This window comes from Kitasatospora sp. NPDC004272, from assembly GCF_053603035.1.
Window position 1 is genome coordinate 1 of record NZ_JBSGET010000175.1, and the last position, 15,362, is coordinate 15,362.

A 15,362-nucleotide genomic window follows, 5' to 3' on the forward strand; every position below is an offset into this window, starting at 1 on the left:
ACCGTGCGGGGCGGCGGGCGCGCTGCCGCGCCGGAGCCGTGCCACTGGTCGAGCGGGCCCACCGCGCGGCCGACCCAACCGCCTGGCTGGGTCGGCGCGGACGGTTGGCCGGGGACCACGAGCGCAGGACCGCGCACGCCGAAGCGATGATCAAGACCGCCTTGGTCCGCCTCGTGGCCGCACGCCTCGCCGGCGAGACGGTCGAGCCGCACGGCCCCATCGAGACCGAAGCGGTCCCCGTCTCGCCGGCGACCTCAAGAACCAGCGATCACCCGATCGCCCGACACGTTCTCAGGCGAGGGCGAACTTCTGGGCGCCGGAGCCGTTGCAGTCCCAGATCTGCAGCCGGGTGCCGTTGGCGGTGGCGCCCGAGGGCGAGTCGACGCACCGGCCGGTGGTGGGGTTGGTCATGGAACCGTCGGCGTTGGCGGTCCAGTTCTGGTAGCCGCCGTTGTTGCAGGTGGCGAGCTGGAGCTTGGTGCCGTTGGCGTTGACGCCGCCCGCGATGTCCAGGCACTTGCCGAGGGTCTGCAGGGTCTGGCCGTTCCAGGTCCAGTGCTGGTCCTTGGCGCCCGACTGGCAGTCCCACAGCTGCACGGCCGTGCCGTCGCCGCCGGTGTCGTCGCCGGCCACGTCCACGCACTTGCCGCCCGGCCCGTAGATCGGGGTGCCGATGGCGAACTTCTGCGCGCCGGAGCCGTTGCAGTCCCAGATCTGCAGCCGGGTGCCGTTGGCGGTGGCACCCGAGGGCGAGTCGACGCACCGGCCGCTGGTCGGGTTGCGCAGCGAGCCGTCGCTCTGGCGCACCCAGTTCTGGTAGCCGCCGCTGTTGCAGGTGGCGAGCTGGAGCTTGGTGCCGTTGGCGTTGACGCCGCCCGCGATGTCCAGGCACTTGCCGAGGGTCTGCAGGGTCTGGCCGTTCCAGGTCCAGTGCTGGTCCTTGGCGCCCGACTGGCAGTCCCACAGCTGCACGGCCGTGCCGTCACCGCCGGTGTCGTCGCCGGCCACGTCCACGCACTTGCCGCCCGGGCCGGTGATGGTCTGGCCCGTCACCGTACCGCCGCCGCCACCGGAACCACCGCCCTTGTTGTAGACGGCGACCGAGTCGATGACCAGTTTGCCGCCGGAGACGGTGGCCGCGTTCGGGCCGCCGCCGAAGGCGTCGGGGAAGCCCCCGCCGATCGCCAGGTCGTAGATGATGAAGAACGGGTGGTCGACCGCGTTGGCCCAGGTCGTCGAGTCCACCTGGTTGGCGTTGACGGTGTAGAAGTTGTTCCCGTCCAGGTAGAACCGGATCTGCTCGGGCGCCACCGAGCGGTCGATCTCCACCGCGTAGTCGTGGAAGCCGGTCTGGCAGCCGGGGCAGGCGCGCTCGCCGGAGCCGATGCCGGTGGACTCGTTGCACGGGCCGCCCGGGTTGACGCCGCAGTGGAGGGTGCTGAAGACCGAACTGCGGCCGTTGATGTCCTCCATGATGTCGACCTCGCCGGACTTCGGCCAGGTCACCCCGTCGCGCAGCGGCGCGCCGAGCATCCAGAAGGCCGGCCAGTAGCCCGCCCCGTTGGAGGTGTTGACGTCGGGCTGCTGGAGGACGGACTCCATCCGCACCACTCCGCCCGCCGGGGCCCCGAAGGACGCCGACTGGGTCTCCACCCGGCCGGAGGTCCAGCCGCCGCGCGGGTCGGAGCCGGAGTGCAGCGCCTGGAGCACCAGGTGGCCCTGGCCGTCGTAGTAGACGTTCGAGGTGCTGCTGGTCATGGTCTCGATCTCGCCGGTGCCGAAGTTGCTGCCCGGCCCGGTGTCGTACTTCCACAGGCTCTGGTCGATGCCGGTCCCGGCCGCGCCGTTGAAGTCGTCGCTCCAGGTGAGCGAGAAGCCCGACGGCGGCGCGGGTGCCGCGACCGCGCCACCCGTCGTCGCGGTGACGGTGGCGGCCACCGTGAGCGCGACGACGGGCACCAACGAGAGCGCCCTCCTCCACCCCTGCTGTCGTGTCCGTGCCTGCTTGAGTCGCATGTGTTCAGCCTCCGAGAGAAGGATCCGATTGCGCGGGACCGGCAGGGGCCGACGGCGTCCCCGGGCCGCGCCGCGCGGGCGAAGCCGCGCCGGCCACCGGACGTCCGCCCCGCGGTTCGACACCGACACCCGGGACGGTGCCCCGACGAGCGGGCGCCGCTTCCCGAACGCGGACGCGTCCGCCCGTGGGAGCCGGGGCGGGCGACGAACGCCCCGCAGGCGTCCGGGCCGAAGTCCACCGGCGTACGCGGGGCGGGAACGGCGCACAGCACTGCGGCCGTTCCCTGGACCGGGCCGATGGAACACCAAAGCCCTTACCAGGAAGCCGAGTTGTGCAGTGCGAATTCCGAGCGGTGAACTTATTGGACTGAACCAATGAAGTCAATAGCGCATCTCGCACCCTCCTCCCGGCGGAGGCGGCGGCCTCCACCGCCGCCTCCGCCGGGTCGGCGAGGACTTTTGCCAAAGGTCTGGACGTGCGACACGGTCGATGGTTCCATGCCGTTCTGTTCGCTCGTTGCAACGTTGGAATGAGCGGTGCAGGCAGATTCCCGCCCCCGCCCCGGACCTCCAGGCCACCACCGCTCCACCGCTCCACCGCTCCAGCACGGTCGAGGATCCGAAGTCCCTGGCCGGTCGCCCACCTTCCCCACCCCACCGGAGAGCGGACCATGGTGAGTCCCGAGAGCCTCGGCTCCCCCCGTGCAGCTCACCGCCACCCGCTCCGTGTACACCCTCAGCAGCGGCGGGGTGACCCTCACGGTCACCTTCTTCTCCCCCGTCGACCTCGGCAACCTGCAGCGCCAGTCGGTGCCGCTCAGCTACGTCACCGTGCAGGCGGCGAGCAGCGACGGGCGCGCGCACAGCGTGGACGTCCACGTCGACGTCTCCGACGAGTGGGTGCACGGCGACAGCAGCACGCAGATCACCTGGAATCAGCAGCAGAGCGGCGGCCTGACCGTCCTCAGCGCCGAGCCCGCCGCACCGGCGGTCCTGCGGGAGGGCGACGAGCAGGCCGCTTGGGGCCGCCTGGTGCTCGCCGCGCCCACCGGCGCCAGCTGGCAGATCGGCCAGGACACCGTGGTGCGCGCCGCCTCGGCGAGCGGCGGACGCCTCGGGAGCACCGTGGACACCGACCGGCCCCGGGCGATCGACGACCGCTGGCCGGTCCTGGGCTTCAACCGGGACTTCGGCACCGTCACCCCCGGCACGCCCTCGCCCGCCTTCACCCTGTCGCTGGGCCACGTCCGCACGCCCGCCGTGAGCTACCTGGGTACGCAGCTCCAGCCGTGGTGGACGCGCTACTGGGTTTCGTGGACGGACATGGTGGCGTGGTTCGACAACGACCACGACGCCGCGCCGGCCGCCGCCACCGCCCTCGACCGGCGCGTCCACGACGACGCGGTCGCCGCCGTCGACGGGGCACCACGGGCGAGCACCACGCGGCGGTCTGCGCCCTGGCGCTGCGTCAGGCCGTGGCCGGCGCCGAGCTGGTCGACCGGGACGGCTCCCCCTGGGCGTTCCAGAAGGAGATCTCCTCCAGCGGCAACTTGTCGACCGTGGACGTGCTCCACCCGACGTTCCCGGTGTACCTGTACCTCTCCCCGCCTACCTGCGGATGCTGCTGGAACCGCTGCTGGACCACCCGGAGCACGGCGGCCGGCCCAACACCTTCGCCCAGCACGACCTGGGCCGCTCCTACCCCGACGCGGACGGGCACGACGACGGCAACGAGGAGTCGACGCCGGTCGAGGAGTCGGCGAACACGCTCATCATGGCCGCCGCGGTCGTCCAACGGCTGCCCGCCGCCGAGGCCGTGCGGTTCGCCCGCGCGCACTACCCGGTCCTGCGCCGAAAGGTCGACCGGCAGCTGTGGACGGCGGCCCGGCTCGCCGACCGCACCGCCACCCGCGACCTCCTGGTCAACGGCGTGTACGAGTTCGCCACCGGCGCCGCCCAGCGGGTGCCCTTCACCGACTGGTACGTGGTCGCCACCGCCGCCCAACGCGGCTTCGCCGCCCGCCCGGTGGTCGGCGGGGCGTTCGCGCTCCTGCTGCCCCCGGCGGCCTCCAGCACGGCCTGGTGCCGGATCCAGAACCGCAACTCGGGCAAGGTGCTGGCCGTCTCCGGGATGTCCACCGCCGACGGTGCCCGGGTCACCCAGTAGGAGGACAACGGGTCCGCCGACCACCTGTGGCGCCTGATCTGATCCCGGCAAGCCCCCGGCCTCCCGTCCCGCGAGGAGGAGCGGCCGTGACCGTCCGTCCACCGATCGGCTTCCCCCGTTCCTCCCCGGTCCGGACCGGGGAGGAACGGGCACGGGCGTGCTACGGGCGGTGCGGGACCACCGGGTGTCCCAGTACTTCGGACATGGCCCGGGTCGAGCTCAGCAGTTCCGCCGAGAGGCGGGCCGTGTCGTGCTCCGTGAGGCCGCGCGCGGGCATCACCAGGGTGACGACGAGGGGGAAGGACTCGCCCGCGGTGAACACGGGGGCGGCCAGGGAGGTGACGCCGGGGATGACGCCCCCGACGGTGGTGGCCACTCCCGTGCGCAGCACCTCCTCCTTGATCCGGTCGACGCGGTCCCGGACGGCCTCGTCCAGTGCTTCCGCCTCCAGTTGGCCGCGCAGCACCGAGCCGGTCAGCTGCTCGGGCAGGTGCGCGAGGAACACCCCGCCCATCGCCGAGTTCAGCAGCGGCATGGTGGCGCCGACCCGGACCGTGATCGGCAGGGCGTGGGCGCCGTACTCCCAGCGCACGACCACGGGACCGTGGTCCCCCCACACCGCCAGGTTGACGGCGTGCGAGGTGCGGTCCCGCAGCCCCGGCAGGTGCTCGCTGACCAGCGCCACCTCGTCCATCCTGCGCAGCGACTCGACGCCCAGGCGCCGCATGGCCGGCCCCAGGTCGTAGTGGCCGGAGCTGGGCGACTGGGCGACGAGGCCGACCCGGGTGAGGCTGACCAGGTAGCGGTGGGCCTTGCTGGGCTGCATGCCGGCGGCCGCGGCCGTCTGGGTCAGGCTCATCGGGCCCCGGCCCTCCTCCAGGGCCCGCAGGACGGTCATCGCCAGTTCCACGGACTGGATGCCCTGCCGCGCCGGCGATTCGTCACCGGCGCCGGAGTCGGGGGGAGGCTGAGTACTCACAGCGGGATCATAGTGAACGGCCGGTCAGCGTTCCTCGTGCGGTGGCGGGTACCGGACGTCAGCTCCCCGCCCCGTGCCCGTCCGGACCGTCCCTCAACGCGCCCAGCAGTTCGCCGGCGAGGCCGCCGACGGCGTCGGGGTCACCCGCGGTGCCGAAGACGTAGAAGTCGGGCCGGACCGCCACCGCCGCGCAGTCCAGTTCGGCGAACCAGCGGCGGTAGGTGCCGTGCACGTCGTGGACGACGGCCGCCCGCGGGTGGGCGGCGGCCCGCTCGCCGGGAGCGACGACCCGCACGCCCGCCCGGGCCAACTCGTCGAGCAGGCCGGAGCGTTCCAGCGCCTCCAGGGCCCCGGCGTCGACCAGCAGGTGGAAGCCGCCGCCCACGACCTGGTCCAAGCGGTCGCTGCGGGTGCCGTCGTCCACCACGCCCTGGACCGACAACTGCCCCCGGCCGGCGGTTCGTTCGCTGGAGAACAGGCCGTCGACCAGACCCGGCAGGCGCACGGCCTCGGGCGCCGCCGACCGTGCACGGCGCTCCAGCAGCACCCGGTCGCGTTCCGCGGCGCGCTCCGGGTCCCGCAGGGTCTGGAGGCGGCCGAGCTCGATGCCCCGCTCGGTCACCGCGCGCACGTGCGGTTCGCGTTCCGCCTGGTAGGTGTCGAGGACCTCCGGCGGTGCGGACCCGCGCAGGACGAGGTCCAGCTTGAAGGCGAGGTTCTGCGCGTCGCGGAAGCCCGAGCACATGCCCTGCCCGAGGAAGGGGGGCATCTGGTGCGCCGCGTCACCGGCGAGCAGGACGCGCCCGCGTCGCCAGTCGTCCGCGATGAGGGAGCGGAAGGTGTACGTGGCGACCCGGATGAGGTCGGCGTCGTCGGGGGTGAGGTGGCGCGCCACCCGCTTCCAGACGCGCTGCGGGTCGCGTTCGGTCTCGAAGTCGTCCGCCGAGTCGAGCATGAAGCTGAACCGGTGGTGCGCGGGGCCCAGCGAGATGACCGAGGTCGGGCCCAGCGGGTCGCCGAGCTGCAGCGCGGGCGGTACCGGGGTCGGCCTGCGGAAGCGGAAGTCGCACACCATCCACGGCTCGGAGAAGCCGTAGTCGAAGAGCCCCACGCCGAGGGCCGACCGCACGAAGCTGTTGCCCCCGTCGCAGCCCACCGCGTAGCGGGCGGTGACCGTCCGGCGCCCCTCGGCGCCGTCGACGGTGAGCACGACGCCCTCGGCGGTCTGCTCCAGTGCGACGACGGCGCTGGAGTGCCGCACCTCCACGTGGGGCATCGACCGGCACACGGCGTCCAGCGCCTCCTCCAGGTCCGGCTGGTACATCATGTTCCACTCCGGCCAGCCGCTGCGTCCGACCTCGGCGAAGTGCTGCTCCAGCAGCAGGTCGCCCCGGCCGTTGCGCCACTCGTAGGTGGGCTGCACCCGCACCTTGGGCAGCAGGTCCCGCGCCACGCCGAGGCCCGCGAGGGTCCGCATCGTCTCGTCGTCGAAACTGGCCGCCCGCGGCAGGTTGTACAGGCCCGCGTACCGCTCCAGGACCACGACCCGGTGGCCGGCCCTCCCCAGCAGGGCCGCGGTCACCATGCCCACCGGCCCGTACCCCACCACGACCACGTCCGCCGTGCTCCCGTCCGGGAACCGACCACCGGTAGCGCCGTTCGCACCCGTCATCGGGCACCTCCAACTTCTCGAACCTTCCAGAGGGTTGACACGGACGGAACGTACGTTTCACCATCGATGAAGTCAATGCATATAAGTGAAATACGAGGAACCATGATGCGCACCATCGGCCTTGAGGAGCACTTCGTCACGCCGGAACTGGCGGACTACGGGGCCTCGTCGGCCTCGATCATCCAGCCGGAGAAGTGGCGGGAGGCGTCCCGGCGGCTGCTCGACATCACCGGGGAGCGCCTGGCCGAGATGGACGCGGCGGGGCTCGACGTGCAGGTGCTGTCCCTCAACTCCCCCGGCATCCAGGCCGAGGCGGACAACGCGACCGCGGTCGCCCGGGCGGCGGCGGTGAACGACCTGCTCGCCGGTGTCGTGGCGGACCACCCCGACCGGTTCGCCGGCTTCGCCGCCCTGCCGCTGCAGGACCCGCAGGCGGCCGCGAAGGAACTGGAGCGCTCCGTCTCCGAGCTGGGCCTGCGCGGCGCCCTGGTGAACGCCCACACCCGGGGCCGGTACCTCGACCACCCCGAGCTGCGCGTGGTGTGGGAGCGCGCCGAGGGTCTCGGCGTGCCGCTCTACCTGCACCCCGCCAACGGCGTCGGCACCCCCCACGTCATCCAGGGCCACCCCGAGCTCGTGGGGCCGATGTGGAGCTGGGGGTCGGAGACCGCGACCCACTTCCTGCGCCTGGTGTTCGGCGGCGTCCTCGACGACTTCCCGGAGGCCAAGGTGCTGCTGGGGCACATGGGCGAGGGACTGCCCTACGTGCTGTGGCGGCTGGACTCGCGCTGGGCCTACCACAACCACCACGGGATCGAGCTCGCCCGCGGCAACCCCTCGGAGTACCTGCGGCACAACCTGTACGTCACGACCAGCGGCGTCTGCTCGACCCCGCCGCTGCTGTGCGCGCTGCTCGCCCTGGGCTCCGACCACGTCCTCTTCGGCACCGACCACCCCTTCGAGGAGATGGCGGAGGCCACCGCCTTCCTGGAGTCGGCCCCGATCGACGAGGAGGATCGGGCCAAGATCGCCCACCTGAACGCGGAGCGCCTGCTCGGCCTCTGACCCGCCCCCGCTCCCCCACCACCCACCAGCAAGGAGCCACCGGCATGACCATGGAGAACACCGCACGGCACTGGATCGACGGCGAGTGGGTCGACTCCGCCCGGACGTCCGAGAGCATCGACCCGGCCACCGGCGAGACGATCGGCCGGTACGCGGACGGCGGTGCCGAGGAGGGGCGGCGCGCCGTCGACGCGGCGGCCCGCGCCTTCACCGGGGGCACCTGGCGCCTGGACCCGATGCTGCGGGCCACCGCCCTGAGCCACCTCGCCGACGCGTACGACGCGCGCATGCCCGAGGTCGTCGACACCCTGTGCCGGGAGAACGGCAAGCTCCGGCACGAGGCCGGCTTCGAGGCGCACTTCATCCTCCGCGCCCTGCGCTTCGCGGCGGGCCTGGCCGTCCAGCCGCACGGCCGGGTCACCGACACCCACCCCGGCCGACAGGCCATGACGATCCGGCAGCCCGTGGGCGTCGCCGGGATCGTGGTGCCGTGGAACTCCCCCGCCTACCTCTGCATCCGCGCCCTGGCCCCGGCCCTGGCGGCCGGCTGCACCGCGGTGGTGAAGATGCCGGGGCAGGCGGCCCGGACGGCGGCGCTGATGAGCGAGATCCTCGCCTCCGTCCCCGAACTGCCCCGGGGCGCGGTGAACGTGGTCGTCGAATCCGGTTCCGACGTCGCGCGCCTGCTGGTGGAGTCCCCCCGGGTGCCGGTGATCAGCTTCACCGGCAGCACCGCCACCGGGCGGCTCGTCGCGCAGGCGGCCGCGGCCCGCTTCAAGCGGGTGGGCCTGGAGCTGGGCGGCAAGACGCCCCACCTGGTCTTCGCCGACGCCGACCTGGACGCCGCGCTCGCCACCGCCGTGCAGTCGTGCACCGTGTTCGCCGGGCAGTTCTGCATGACGGGCAGCCGGGTCCTGCTCCAGCGGGAGATCGCCGACGAGTTCACCGCCGCCCTGGCCCGGCGGCTGGAGGCCGTGCGCCCCGGCCCGGCGGCCGACCCGGACAGCCAGATCGGCCCCCTGATCGACCGGGCGGCGGTGGCCCGGGTCGACGCCGCCGTGGAGGCGGCGATCGCGGCCGGCGCCGTGCCGGTCGTCCGCGGCGGCCCGAGCACGCGCCCCGAACTCGCGGGCGGCGCCTTCTACCACCCCACCCTCCTCACGGTGCCCGACTCCTCGCTGGCGATCGTCCAGGAGGAGACCTTCGGCCCGGTGCAGACGCTCCAGGTCTTCGACACGGAGGCGGAAGCCGTCGCGCTCGCCAACGACACCGAGTACGGCCTCAGCGCCTGCATCTGGAGCCGCGACGCCGACCGGCCGCTGCGCGTGGCGCGGCAGCTCAACGCGGGGCTGATCTCCGTCAACAGCTGGGCGAACCTGACCGTCGAGTTCGAGGAGGGCGGCTTCAAGTCCAGCGGCGTCGGCCGGCTGGGCGGCACGGCCTCCGTCGAGGACTTCCTGGAGTACAAGCAGATCACCCAGGACTACGCACCGCACGGTGGCTGACGGACCGGCCCGCGGAGCGTCCCGCGCTCCGCGGGCCGTCCGATCCCTTGCTGTTATCACATATAGCGCCTAGGGTCGCAGGGCCCGGGCGGCGCCCCGGAAACCATCCCCTGGCAAGGAGGCCACAGATGGCCAGACAGCGCGACCTTCTGACCCTTGAGGTCGACGGACACCGGATCGCGGCGTTCACCGCCGGTCCCGCCGTCCCCACCGGAAAACCGCTGATCGCCGCCCTCCACGGCGGCACGTACACGGCGCGGTACTTCGACGTCGCGGGCACCCCCGGAGGGTCCTTCGTCGACCTCGCCGCCGCGCACGGCCACCAGGTGGTGGCCTTCGACCGCCCCGGCTACGGCGACAGCACTCCGCTCGCGCCGGACGCCAACACCTTCGCCCGGCACGCGGAACTGCTCGGCGCCGCCGTGGCGCAGGCGGCCGCCCGGCTCGGTGCCGACAGCGTGTTCCTGGTGGGCCACTCGATCGGCGGCATGATCGCCCTGATGATCGCCGCGTCCGCCGACGACCTGCCCCTGATCGGCGTCTCGGCGACCGGCATGGGGGCCGTCATCCCGAGCGGCGGCGCCGCCGAGGCCCTCGGCTCCCTCCCGGCGGACCTGACCGTGGACCTGCCCTACGAGGAGCGGGACAAGGTGATGTTCGGGCCCGCCCACACCTACGGGGAGGAAGGGCTGCGGCAGGCGCACGAGTCCTACGCGCCGGTGCCGGTACGGGAGTTGGTGCAGGCACCGCGGTGGCCGAAGGAGCACCTGCCCGCCCTCGCGCCCCGGGTCCGCGTCCCCGTGCACAACGCGCTCGCCGAGTTCGACGCCCTGTGGAGCAGCGGGCCGGAGAACGTGGCCAGGTTCGCCGCGATGTTCACGGCGGCCCCGTTCGTCGAGGCGGGCGTCGCCCGCGGCACCGGCCACTGCATCGACCACCACACGCTCGGCCGCGCCCTGCACCTGCGGCAGCTCGCGTTCGCCGAGGAGTGCGCCCACTGGGCCGCCACCCGGCCGGCCTCCGAGGGCGGGGCCTGATGACCTCCGCCGACCACCGGGCCCTGCCGCGGCACGTGCAGGTGCTCGTCGCGGGCGGCGGGCCGGTCGGCCTGGCGGCGGCGGTGGAACTCGGCCGCCGCGGCGTCGACCTCCTGGTCGTCGAACCGCGGGCCGCCGTCTCCCGGGCCCGTCCCCGCTGCAAGACGCTCAACGTGCGCACGATGGAGCACCTGCGCCGCTGGGGCCTGGCCGACCGGCTCCGGAAGCGCGCGCCGCTGGCCGCGTCCTGGGCCCGGGACGTCGTCTTCTGCACCTCGCTGTCCGGCCGGGAGCTCTCCCGCTTCACGGACGTGCTCGGGCTCGTACCGGAGGGCGAGCGCTTCCCGGAGACCGGCCAGCAGGCGCCGCAGTACCTCCTGGAGGAGGTGCTCCGCGAGGAGGTGGCGGAACTCGCCCCGGGACGGCTGGTCCTGGGCGCGAAGGTCGTCGGCGTGGACCAGGACGACGACCTGGTGTCCGTGACGGTCGAGGACGGCTCCGGGCGGCGGTGCGTCGTCACCGCCGACTACGTGATCGGCTGCGACGGCCCCCGCAGCACCGTGCGGGAGGCGATCGGCTCCCGCTACCTGGGCGGGGAGGCCCTGCGTCCGAACTTCGGCATGGTCTTCGAGAGCCCGTCCCTGTGGGAGCACGTGCGGCACGGGCCGGCCGTGCAGTACTGGGTCGTCAACCCGACCGCCCCCGCGCTGGTCGGGCCGCTGGACCGGACGGACACCTGGTGGGCGATCGCCTTCGGGGTGGACCGGGCGACCGGGGAGCGCGAGGCGCGGCGGGTCATCGACGCCGTGGCGGGCCGGCCGGTGCACGCCGAGGTCCTCTCCACCGACCCGTGGACCGCCCGGATGCAGATCGTCGACCGGATGCGCCGCGGCCGGGTGTTCCTCGCCGGCGACGCCGCGCACCTCAACCCGCCCTTCGGCGGCCACGGGCTGAACACCGGCATCGGCGACGCGGTCGACCTGGGCTGGAAACTCGCGGCCGTGCTGGCCGGCTGGGGCGGGGCGGCCCTCCTCGACAGCTACGAGGAAGAACGGCGGCCCGTCCAGGAGCGCGTCATCGAGGAGGCGACCGCCAACATGCGGGTGCTCTCCACCGAACTGCTCGCCGACAACCTCGACGCGGACGACGAGGCCGGCGCCGCGGCCCGGCTGGCAGCGGGGGCACGGATCCAGGAGACCAAGAAGGCGGAGTTCCACTCGCTCGACCTGGTCCTCGGACTCCGCATCGCCTCCTCCCCGGTCCTGCCCCCGCAGCAGGAGCGGCGGCAGGACGTCGGATGGACGGGCGCCCGGCTGCCGCACGCGTTCCTCGCGGACGGCCGCTCCCTGTACGACCTGCTCGGGGACGGTCTGACGCTGCTCGTCCGCGGACCCGGCGAACCGGGGGCGGCCGTCGCGGAGGCCGCCCGCCTGCGCGGCGTGCCGCTCACCGTGGTGCGCCTGCCCGAACCCGTGCCCGGCGGCCACGCCGGACCGCCGGAGGCCCGCCTCGTCCTGGTCCGCCCGGACCAGGTGGTCGGCTGGTCCGGGGACCGGGCCCCCGAGGACGCGCTCGCCCTCGTCGACACCCTGAGCGGCCGCGCGCGCCCGAGCGGGGCGCCCGCGCCGGCAAACACCCATCTCCCGGAAAGGGAACAGCACCCGTGAGCACCTCCCACTGGACCAGACGCCAGGCCCTGAACACCGCGGCGGGCGCGGCCGCGCTCGCCGGCGCCTCCGTCCTGGCGAGCCCCGGCACCGCCCAGGCGCACGGCGGCGGAGCCGACCCGCACGGCCGGTTGAAGATCATCGCGATCGAGGAGGCCGTCATGCTGCCGGGCCTCGTCACCCAGGGCACGGCACTGGGCGGGGCGATCCCGTTCAAGCCCGAGGTCACCGCGGAGTGGTTCAAGCGGCTCCCGGACGTCACCGAGTACCGGCTCGCCGACATGGACGCGAACGGCGTCACCATGCAGGTCCTCTCCCTCACCCCGCCCGGGGTGCAGATGCAGCCCGACGCGGCCGTAGCCGTCCGGGACGCGCAGGTCGCCAACGACGCGCTCGCCCGCATCGTCGACGCCCACCCGACCCGGTTCGGCGGCCTGGCCGCGCTGCCCCTGCAGGACCCGCAGGCGGCCGTGCGGGAGGCCCGGCGCGCGGTGCACGACCTCAAGATGGCCGGCTTCCTGGTCAACGGCCACACCAACGGCCACTACCTGGACGAACCGCAGTTCCGGCCGGTGTGGGCCGCCCTGGAGGAACTGGGCGCCGCCCTCTACCTCCACCCCACTCCGGCGCCGGCCGGCGACTGGGGCCTGCTGAAGGACCGCCCGGAACTCGTCGGCCCCTTCTACAGCTGGGCCGCCGAGACCGGCGGGCACGCCCTGCGGGTCGTCCTCGGCGGCGTCTTCGACGACTTCCCGGGAGCCAGGCTCATCGTCGGCCACATGGGCGAGTTCCTGCCCTTCCACACCTCCCGCCTCGACGTCCAGGTCCGCAACATCAACACCCGCGTCCCGCTGAAGCGGAAGCCCTCCGAGTACTTCGGGAGGAACATCGCCGTCACCACCTCGGGGGTCATGGACGACACCGTGCTCCGGGCCGCCGTCGAGGTGGTGGGCATCGACAACGTGCTCTTCGCCATCGACTACCCCTTCGAGAAGAGCGAGCAGGCCGTCGGCTTCCTGCGCCACGCACCCCTGACCCGCGACCAGCGGGAGAAGATCGCCCACCGCAACGCCGAACGGCTGCTGAAACTGTGACCGCCGCGGACCGGGGAAGGGGTGCCACCGCGCGCGCGGGCCCCTCCCGGAGCCTGGCTATAGTTGATATCGACTATCGGCAGCCGAGGCGAGGGAAGCACCGTGGCGACATCCCGGGGGGCCGTCCAACCCATCACGTCACGGTCCGTGGTGGAGCAGGCCACCGAGGAGCTGCGGCGGGCGATCCTGACCGGCAGCCTCGCCCCCGGCGCGGAGTACTCGCTGCGCGAGCTGGCTGGCATGCTCGCCATCAGCTTCATCCCCGTCCGCGAGGCGCTGCGCAGCCTGGAGAGCGAGGGCCTGGTCATCATGCGGCCGGGGCGCAGCCTGGTCATCGCCCCGCTCGACCTCGACGACCTGCGCGGCATCTACCGCCTCCGGCGCGCCCTGGAGCCCGAGATCGCCCGGCGCTCGTGCGTGCTCCTGACGGACCGGGAGCTGGAGCTGCTGGAGTCCCGGGCCGCCGAGTTCGGGGCGCGGGAGCACGGCATGGCGGACATCTACGACGACCACCACGCCTTCCACCTCGCCCTGCTGGCCCCGGCCGCGACCACCTGGGACATCCGGGTCCTGACCACCCTGTGGCGCGCGGGGGAACGCTACATCCGCATCGGCTTCGGCCGGTTGGACCCCGATCCCGCCGAGCACGAACGACGGGGCAAGGCCCACGCGGACCTCCTGGCGGCCTTCCGCACCCGCGACCCCGACGCGGTCGCCGCAGCCGTCGAACAGCACCTCGCCCGCAACGAGAAGATCGCCTTCTCGGCCCTGTCCTGACCCCGCCCCGCCCCCGGCGGGACGGACGGGCCGTCTCCCACGGCGGCGAGAACAGTTCCGAAGCACAGTCAGAGCGCTGCTGTTATCACATATACCGGCACGCTTGAGGGGCGAACACCGCACTTTCCGCACCCACCCGGCAGAAAGGCACCACGATGTGTATCAGCCACACCAACCGGCGCGACTTCCTCAGGACGGCCGCGGCGAGCGGGATCGCCGTCGCGGGCGTGCAGGCGCTGGCGTCGGCCGCCCCCGCGCACGCGCAGGGCCGCACCGTCGACTCCGGTGACCGGATCGCGCTGACCAACGCCCGGGTCTTCGACGGCAGCCGGCTGACCGCGCCGCGCACCGTGGTCATCGACAACGGACGCATCGGCGTCAGCGCCCTCGGCGCCCGGCAGATCGACTGCGGCGGGGCCGTCCTGCTGCCCGGACTGATCGACGCGCACCTCCACCTCCAGGACCTCGGCACCCTCCACCAGCTGGCCGCCTCGGGCGTGACGACCGGCCTGGACATGGCCTGCTTCCCGCCCGCCCTCGTCGCCTCGCTGCGCAACCAGCCGGGTCTGACCGACATCCGCAGCGCGGGCACCCCGGGGGTCGCGCCGGGCAGCCCGCAGAGCGGGATACCGGGCTTCCCGGCGAACGCGGTGCTGACCGGACCGGACCGGGCGGCCGGGTTCGTCCGGGCCCGGATCGCCGAGGGGTCCGACTACATCAAGGTCATCGTGGACGAACCGGGCCTGAGCCCGGAGACCGTCAGGGCCGTGACGGTGGCGGCGCACCTCTCCGGCCGGCTCGTCATGGCCCACGCCACGACCGCGGCCACGGCCGAACGGGCCCTGGACGCCGGCGTCGACATCATCCAGCACGTGCCCCTCGACGTCCCGCTGTCCGCCGCCGCGGCGGCGCGGTGCGCCGTCACCGGGACCACCACCACCCCCACCCTGACGATGATGGAGGGCTTCGCCGGGCTCGGGATCCCCGGCCTGGACTACGCGGCCGCCGAGGGCAGCGTCGCGGCCCTGCACCGGGCCGGTGCCCGGATCCTGGCGGGCACCGACGCCAACCACACCCCGGGCATCCCGGTGCAGCCGGCGTTCGGCACCAGCCTGCACCACGAACTGGAGCTGCTGGTGCGGGCGGGCCTCACCAACGCCGAGGCCCTGCGGGCCGCGACCGTGCTGCCCGCCCAGTCCTTCGGCCTGCGGGACCGGGGCAGCATCCTGCCGGGGTACCGCGCCGACCTCGTGCTGGTCGACGGCGACCCGCTCGCCGACATCACCGCGACCCGCGCGATCCGGCGCATCTGGATCGGCGGCGCGGAGTACCTGCCCGCCGGCTGACCGGCCGGCGGTGCGGGGCCGGCGCCGGAGCGCCGGC

At 73.6% G+C, this 15,362-nt stretch carries 12 protein-coding genes and 2 pseudogenes; 10 read left to right on the forward strand and 4 right to left on the reverse strand.

Annotated features, from left to right (window positions below; genetic code table 11):
• Both ACWEO5_RS34410 and ACWEO5_RS34415 read right to left on the reverse strand, forming a co-directional pair.
• On the reverse strand, positions 1-212 hold a 212-nt coding region (locus ACWEO5_RS34410), incomplete at its 3' end, for a hypothetical protein (protein ID WP_452166042.1).
• A gap of 79 nt (positions 213-291) precedes the next feature.
• The gene (locus tag ACWEO5_RS34415; protein WP_452166052.1) at positions 292-1,959 is read right to left on the reverse strand and encodes a ricin-type beta-trefoil lectin domain protein; all 1,668 of its coding nucleotides are present in this window, start codon (positions 1,957-1,959) and stop codon (positions 292-294) included.
• Positions 1,960-2,742: 783 nt separating this feature from the next.
• Between ACWEO5_RS34415 and ACWEO5_RS34420 the strand changes: the two are divergent.
• From ACWEO5_RS34420 to ACWEO5_RS34430, 3 genes and pseudogenes are all read left to right on the forward strand, one after another.
• Positions 2,743-3,405, forward strand: a pseudogene (locus ACWEO5_RS34420) (DUF5127 domain-containing protein); the annotation flags it as partial.
• Between the two features lie 86 nt (positions 3,406-3,491).
• Positions 3,492-3,808 (forward strand): annotated as a pseudogene (locus ACWEO5_RS34425) (glutaminase domain-containing protein); the annotation flags it as partial.
• Positions 3,791-4,183: a glutaminase domain-containing protein gene (locus ACWEO5_RS34430; protein WP_452166053.1), complete on the forward strand. Its 393-nt coding sequence runs from the start codon at positions 3,791-3,793 to the stop codon at positions 4,181-4,183. The pseudogene ACWEO5_RS34425 and the gene ACWEO5_RS34430, both read left to right, overlap by 18 nt.
• Before the next feature lie 160 nt (positions 4,184-4,343).
• Here ACWEO5_RS34430 and ACWEO5_RS34435 read toward each other — a convergent pair whose 3' ends face one another.
• Together ACWEO5_RS34435 and ACWEO5_RS34440 are read right to left on the reverse strand one after the other, a co-directional pair.
• A complete protein-coding gene (locus ACWEO5_RS34435) occupies positions 4,344-5,162 on the reverse strand; it encodes an IclR family transcriptional regulator (protein WP_452166043.1) in 819 nt (272 codons plus the stop codon).
• A gap of 58 nt (positions 5,163-5,220) precedes the next feature.
• A complete protein-coding gene (locus tag ACWEO5_RS34440) occupies positions 5,221-6,834 on the reverse strand; it encodes a bifunctional 3-(3-hydroxy-phenyl)propionate/3-hydroxycinnamic acid hydroxylase (protein WP_452166044.1) in 1,614 nt (537 codons plus the stop codon).
• Between the two features lie 102 nt (positions 6,835-6,936).
• Here ACWEO5_RS34440 and ACWEO5_RS34445 point away from each other — a divergent pair, with 102 nt between their 5' ends.
• The 7 genes from ACWEO5_RS34445 (at position 6,937) to ACWEO5_RS34475 (ending at position 15,325) form a co-directional block, all read left to right on the forward strand.
• Entirely contained in the window at positions 6,937-7,899 is a 963-nt protein-coding gene (locus ACWEO5_RS34445; protein WP_452166045.1) for an amidohydrolase family protein, read from the forward strand.
• A 44-nt stretch (positions 7,900-7,943) separates the two neighbouring features.
• Positions 7,944-9,404 carry an aldehyde dehydrogenase family protein gene (locus ACWEO5_RS34450; RefSeq protein WP_452166046.1) on the forward strand — a complete coding sequence of 487 codons (1,461 nt, stop codon included), beginning with the start codon at positions 7,944-7,946 and terminating at the stop codon, positions 9,402-9,404.
• Positions 9,405-9,532: 128 nt separating this feature from the next.
• Complete coding sequence (locus tag ACWEO5_RS34455; RefSeq protein WP_452166047.1) at positions 9,533-10,441, forward strand: alpha/beta fold hydrolase; 909 nt, start codon at positions 9,533-9,535, stop codon at positions 10,439-10,441.
• The gene (locus ACWEO5_RS34460; RefSeq protein ID WP_452166048.1) at positions 10,441-12,108 is read left to right on the forward strand and encodes an FAD-dependent monooxygenase; all 1,668 of its coding nucleotides are present in this window, start codon (positions 10,441-10,443) and stop codon (positions 12,106-12,108) included. The genes ACWEO5_RS34455 and ACWEO5_RS34460 overlap by 1 nt, the downstream gene beginning before the upstream one ends.
• Positions 12,105-13,202, forward strand: a complete 1,098-nt coding sequence (locus tag ACWEO5_RS34465; RefSeq protein WP_452166049.1) for an amidohydrolase family protein — start codon at positions 12,105-12,107, stop codon at positions 13,200-13,202. The genes ACWEO5_RS34460 and ACWEO5_RS34465 overlap by 4 nt, the downstream gene beginning before the upstream one ends.
• A gap of 147 nt (positions 13,203-13,349) precedes the next feature.
• Positions 13,350-13,979: a GntR family transcriptional regulator gene (locus tag ACWEO5_RS34470; protein WP_452166050.1), complete on the forward strand. Its 630-nt coding sequence runs from the start codon at positions 13,350-13,352 to the stop codon at positions 13,977-13,979.
• Between the two features lie 155 nt (positions 13,980-14,134).
• Positions 14,135-15,325 carry an amidohydrolase family protein gene (locus ACWEO5_RS34475; protein ID WP_452166051.1) on the forward strand — a complete coding sequence of 397 codons (1,191 nt, stop codon included), beginning with the start codon at positions 14,135-14,137 and terminating at the stop codon, positions 15,323-15,325.
• Positions 15,326-15,362: the final 37 nt, after the last annotated feature.

What these genes read in the sequence shown, in the direction of transcription:
- ACWEO5_RS34460 (WP_452166048.1), top strand. Translation starts at nt 10,441, where the DNA reads ATGACCTCCGCCGACCACCGGGCCCTGCCGCGGCACGTGCAGGTGCTC.
- ACWEO5_RS34440 (WP_452166044.1), bottom strand. Translation starts at nt 6,834, where the DNA reads ATGACGGGTGCGAACGGCGCTACCGGTGGTCGGTTCCCGGACGGGAGC.
- ACWEO5_RS34445 (WP_452166045.1), top strand. Translation starts at nt 6,937, where the DNA reads ATGATGCGCACCATCGGCCTTGAGGAGCACTTCGTCACGCCGGAACTG.
- ACWEO5_RS34475 (WP_452166051.1), top strand. Translation starts at nt 14,135, where the DNA reads ATGTGTATCAGCCACACCAACCGGCGCGACTTCCTCAGGACGGCCGCG.
- ACWEO5_RS34450 (WP_452166046.1), top strand. Translation starts at nt 7,944, where the DNA reads ATGACCATGGAGAACACCGCACGGCACTGGATCGACGGCGAGTGGGTC.
- ACWEO5_RS34430 (WP_452166053.1), top strand. Translation starts at nt 3,791, where the DNA reads ATGGCCGCCGCGGTCGTCCAACGGCTGCCCGCCGCCGAGGCCGTGCGG.
- ACWEO5_RS34455 (WP_452166047.1), top strand. Translation starts at nt 9,533, where the DNA reads ATGGCCAGACAGCGCGACCTTCTGACCCTTGAGGTCGACGGACACCGG.